Source organism: Stenotrophomonas sp. YIM B06876 (assembly GCF_030711595.1).
In the GTDB taxonomy this organism is placed as follows: Bacteria; Pseudomonadota; Gammaproteobacteria; order Xanthomonadales; family Xanthomonadaceae; genus Stenotrophomonas.
Window position 1 is genome coordinate 1 of sequence record NZ_JAUJUJ010000678.1, and the last position, 271, is coordinate 271.

General features: G+C 66.8%; 1 pseudogene. It reads left to right on the plus strand.

Annotation, left to right across the window (positions count from 1 at the left end):
• Positions 1 to 74: 74 nt before the first annotated feature.
• Positions 75 to 271, plus strand: a pseudogene (locus QZH66_RS18990) (hypothetical protein); the annotation flags it as partial.

Consider the following 271-nt stretch of genomic DNA (forward strand, 5'->3'; position numbering starts at 1 on the left):
CGACACCCTGGGATGGAAATATGACGCTGCCGAAGACGACAACACCCCCAATGACACCCGCAAGGAGGCCCGCCATGCCACGGTTTGACGACATCGCCGTGGGCGCGCAGCTGCCTGCATTGACCGTGCCCGTGACCGTGGCGCTGGTCAATGGCGGCGCCATCGCCACGCGCGACTACTTTCCCGGCCACCACGACCTGGACGCCGCGCGCGCGCTGGGCTCGCCGCACATCTTCATGAACATCCTGACCACCAACGGCCTGGTGCAGCG